At 67.1% G+C, this 4191-nt stretch carries 5 protein-coding genes and 1 pseudogene; 2 read left to right on the top strand and 4 right to left on the bottom strand.

Annotated features, from left to right (window positions below; translation table 11 throughout):
• On the bottom strand, positions 1 to 279 hold a 279-nt coding region (locus tag VXC91_RS42930), incomplete at its 3' end, for an IMP dehydrogenase (RefSeq protein ID WP_329512779.1).
• Positions 280 to 488: 209 nt separating this feature from the next.
• Entirely contained in the window at positions 489 to 716 is a 228-nt protein-coding gene (locus VXC91_RS42925; protein ID WP_329512778.1) for a hypothetical protein, read from the bottom strand.
• Positions 717 to 1070: 354 nt separating this feature from the next.
• Here VXC91_RS42925 and VXC91_RS42920 point away from each other — a divergent pair, with 354 nt between their 5' ends.
• Positions 1071 to 2267, top strand: a complete 1197-nt coding sequence (locus tag VXC91_RS42920) for an IS110 family RNA-guided transposase (protein WP_329512777.1) — start codon at positions 1071 to 1073, stop codon at positions 2265 to 2267.
• On the opposite strand, the pseudogene VXC91_RS42915 reads toward VXC91_RS42920, so the two are convergent.
• A pseudogene (locus VXC91_RS42915) lies at positions 2255 to 3369 on the bottom strand (integrase core domain-containing protein). The gene VXC91_RS42920 and the pseudogene VXC91_RS42915 overlap by 13 nt on opposite strands.
• Positions 3370 to 3548: 179 nt before the next feature.
• On the opposite strand from VXC91_RS42915, the gene VXC91_RS42910 reads away from it, so the two are divergent.
• Positions 3549 to 3680 (top strand): hypothetical protein, encoded by a 132-nt coding sequence (locus VXC91_RS42910; protein WP_329512776.1) that lies wholly within the window; start codon positions 3549 to 3551, stop codon positions 3678 to 3680.
• Between the two features lie 284 nt (positions 3681 to 3964).
• Here VXC91_RS42910 and VXC91_RS42905 read toward each other — a convergent pair.
• A partial coding sequence (locus VXC91_RS42905) for a catalase-related domain-containing protein (RefSeq protein WP_329512775.1) occupies positions 3965 to 4191 on the bottom strand: 227 nt, incomplete at its 5' end.

Below are 4191 nucleotides of genomic sequence, written 5' to 3'. Positions count from 1 at the left end.
GACGGCTGCGGCCTGGTCCTGGATCGACTGATTGTGGTGCAGGAAGCTCAGACCGCCGTTGCGTGCGAGTGCGATCGCGAGTTCCGGTGTGCTGACAGCCTGCATGATCGCGGACGTGAACGGGGAGCCGAGTTCGATCGCCGACTGCTCCCCGACGACGTGCCGCACCAGGGGCGTGCGCAGGTTGACCGTCGCGGGCGAGCAGTCGGTCCGGGTCCGGTTGGGCAAGAGCAGAAACTCGTTGAACGTCCTTGAGACCTCGGCGATGATCTGTGCCACTCGTTCCTCCTGACCTGTCGACCGGAACCCGACTGCCCGGCCGCGAAGGCCGCCCCGTGTCCCAAGACCCGGGCAGGCAGGTGCCGGCATGGCAGCTGCGGAGGTGCCACGAGCTGCGGCAGAGCCCTGACCTGCCCACGTTCGAACCGCGTGCGGTCGTGACCTGGCACCCTATCGACTGCCCCGCCGCTGCACGAATCTTGTCCTCTTCACCGGTGATCACCGGTGGCGGGCGCCTCCCTCTGGTCATCGGCTCGTGCCGCGAGGTACGCGGCCCAGTCGCGCCTGGCGTAGGCGACCCAGCGGATCGCGGTGTCGCGGTGCATGCCGGTCAGGTCGGCGAGGATCGGGCTGGGGAGATCGGCAGCGAGCGCGGCGAGGGCTGAGTTGCGGGCCGCGCAGACCGAGATTCCGTGCCGGTTGAGCTTCTGCGTCATGGCGTGGGTCGAGATGGGCTTCCCCGGGACCAGGCCCGGGAACAGCAGCCGGGGACCTGGGGTGGCCCGCGCGAACAGAGCTCGTGAGCCGTGTAGGTGCCGAGAACCACGTCCGCGCTGGTCAGGCGGCTCTACCTTTTGACCGGGTTGGTTCTTCCATTCGTAGGGTGAGGGCACCCAGGGGAGCTGGGTGTGGCTTTCAGGCGGCTGCCGACTGTGGCTGAACACGCTTCGCCGCCCGGCTCCCCACGACGACTCGGCCGCCGATTGGGAAGTGCGAACAAGTCGCTGAGTAGAGCAATGCCGGCGAGGTCGTCCGTGGTACGCAAGGCAAGTACGAACGACTGGAGCACGATGAGCCGGATATGGGCGGGGACCGACTGCGGGAAGACCCACCACTGCCTGGTGCTGGATGCCGACGGCGACACGCTGCTGTCGCGGCGGGTGGCCAACGACGAACCGGAACTCCTGAATCTGATCGGTGACGTCCTGGACCTCGCTGCCGGCGACCACGTCACCTGGGCACTCGACATGACCGGCGGCGAACCCGGCCTGCTGATCGCCTTGCTGGTCAACCACGGCCAGGAACTCGTCTACATCCCTGGCATCACCGTCAACCGTGCCACCGACAGCTACCGCGGTGCGGGCAAGACCGATGCCCGGGACGCGAGGGTGATCGCCGACCAGGCACGGATGCGGCGGGACCTGGAGCCGATCCGCCCCGGCGATGAAGCCTCCATCGAACTTCGGCTCCTGACCGAGCACCGCGTCGACCTGGTGGGAGACCGCACCCGTACCATCAACCGGCTCCGGTCCCTGCTGACCAGCATGTTCCCGGCCCTGGAGCGGGCTCTCGACCTCGGCGGGACCGTCGGCCCTCTGGTCCTGCTCAGCGGCTACCAGGCACCCGCCGCGATCCGCCGGGCGGGCACCCGGCGCCTGACAACGTGGTTGCGCAACCGAAAGGTCCGCGGCCCCGAAACCCTCGCCGCGAAGGCCGTCGAGGCCGCCGAACGCCGGCACACCGCCGTCGAGGGCGAGAAAGCCATCGCGAAGATGGTCCACACCCTCGCGAAGGAGGTGATGGCCCTCAACGAGAAGATCGCCGAGACGGACAAGTTCATCGAGGGCCGGTTTCGCGAACACGAGCTCGCCGAAGTGATCCTGTCCGTGCCCGGTGTCGGACCGACCCTGGGTGCCGAGTTCCTTGCCGGAATCGGCGGCAGCCTGGACGCCTTCCCCACCCCAGACCGGCTCGCGGCGTTCGCCGGGGTGGCGCCCGCGCCACGCGACTCCGGCCAGGTCAGCGGCAACTTCCACCGGCCGCAGCGATACCACCGGCGCCTGCAGCGAGTCTTCTACACCTCCGCCCTCGTCAGCATTCGCTGCGACCCCAACTCGCGCCGGTTCTACGACAGAAAGCGCGCCGAGGGCAAGCGACACGTCCAGGCCGTCCTCGCCCTGGCCCGCCGCCGTGTCAACGTAATCTGGACACTGATCCGTGACGGACGGTGCTACATCGTCACACCCTCAGTCACTCACGCCACTTGACTTCCAGATTGGGAAGCATGTTGGTACTCGTGCAGGATGCCGCCGAGGCGGTCGCTTCTGCGGATGTCGAGGTGGATGAGCCGGTCCGGTTCGAGCGGTTCGGGGAGTGGGCGTAGGCGAGCGGCGCCTGCGAGGGTCCGGTGGGGCCTGTGTTCGTTGTGGAAGGTCTCGTACTCGCGCAGGGCGTGCGCGAGGTGGGCTTGGTTCCAGATGAGGGTGCGGTCGAGGAGCTCGGCTCGGCAGGAGCGGATCCATCGCTCCATGATCGCGTTCATTCGGGGCATCCTGACCCCGGTCTGCACGACCTCGCGACCTTCACCGGCGAGCGAGGCGTCGAAGCTGGTCGGGTAGCGCACGTCGCGTTCTCGGATCAGGTATTTGATCTTGGCTCCAGTGTCCTGGATATCCATGGCGAGGTTGCGGGCGAGTTGGGTGACCCATTCCGCGGTCGGGTGTGTGGTGACGCCGAGGATGCGGACGGGTCGGGTGGCGTGTTCGATGATCGTCAGCGCGGTCAGGGTCGCACCGGTCAGAGTCTTGGTCTCGAAGAAGTTGGCGGCCAGGATGGCTTCGGCTTGGGAGCGGAGGAAGTCGGCCCAGGTGGTGTGCGCGCGGTCGAGGGCCGGTGGGATGCCGTGTTCCTTGAGGATGCTCCACACAGTGGAGGCGGCGACTTTGATGCCGAGCGCGGCGAGTTCGCCGTGTACGCGCCTGTAGCCCCACTCGGGATTCTCTCGTACGAGTCGTAATAACAGGGCGCGGATGGAGCGGACGGTGCGGGGTCGTCCCGGGCGTTTGGGGTGGGAAGCCTTGGCATGCTGGCGGCGCAGGAGGTCGCGGTGCCAGCGCAGCAGGGTGTCGGGGGAGACGATCAGGTGGAGCTTGCGGAGCTGGACGCGGGGGAGGCGGTGCAGCAGCGCGGCGAGTATGGCCCGGAGCGGCCAGGTCAGCTGGGGCATGTCCACCTGGCGCTGCAGTACGGTGAGTTGGTGGCGTGGCGAAGGGCGAGGATTTCCAGGTCCTTCGCCCGATCGCTCATCGGTAACAGCCGTATGAAGCTGAAGGCGGTCGACAGAGCGAGGTAGGGCAGTCGCAACAGCACGGTCGACCATCCTCGCAGCCGGCCCCATGCGTGCTCCAAGAGCCTCCTGCCCGCGCAAAAGATTGACGCGTCGGTGGCAGCCGGCTGACCCCGGATCAAGGCCGTGAACAGCACGGATGAGGATTCCGGCACCTACAACGCCAACCCCCGAACTCGAACAGCACCTCCTCCAACGAGGCGTGGACGTCGGACTCATCAACTCCGTCGCCGGAATCGTCGACCCCAGGGTCGACGACATCCCCGTCCAGACCCACCTCGCCGTCACCGAACTGCTCACCGCGGTCGTACGCCCCGTACTGGAGAAGTCCTGATGCATGAGCGAGGGGATGGCACCGCAGCGTCTGCGGTGCGCCCCGCAACACTCAGCCGGCCGCAGCCGTACAGAGGATGACCCGACAACCATGACCTGTGCGCGGCGTCAGTGCTGGTTGCTGGCAGGTATGCGAACGTTTTTGTTCCAATGTGCCTCATGTTGCAGCGTGACCGGCGCACGACCGCCCTATCTCGTCCCAACACTCTGGCGCCTGGCTCGGGACCCAGGACGACCTGTCGTGCTCGTTGCGCTGAAGATGAGGGAGCCCGGTCTCCGCGATTGTTACCCGTGGCCCGGCTGCGGCGACCCCAGACCGATACCTTGGGCGACGCGGGCGCCGAGGTCGGGGTCGACTTTCGTCCAGTAGTCGTTGACCGCTCGTTCCTGGACGAAGCGCTCGACCTCCTGACTCAGGTGCCAGACGATGTTTTCGACCAGATGGTCCTGGTCTGCCGACGTCATCACGTCTCGGTAGAGCGTGCCGGGCTGGATGAAGTCGTCGTCGTCCC

Source organism: Streptomyces chiangmaiensis (assembly GCF_036281785.1).
GTDB classification, from domain to species: domain Bacteria; phylum Actinomycetota; class Actinomycetes; order Streptomycetales; family Streptomycetaceae; genus Streptomyces; species Streptomyces chiangmaiensis.
The sequence above is the reverse complement of the archived record's forward strand: the minus strand, read 5'-3'. Positions and strand labels throughout refer to the sequence as shown.

Bases quoted from the DNA above. Each gene is read 5' to 3' on its own strand.
- VXC91_RS42925 (WP_329512778.1), bottom strand. From the start codon at position 716: ATGACGCAGAAGCTCAACCGGCACGGAATCTCGGTCTGCGCGGCCCGC.
- VXC91_RS42920 (WP_329512777.1), top strand. From the start codon at position 1,071: ATGAGCCGGATATGGGCGGGGACCGACTGCGGGAAGACCCACCACTGC.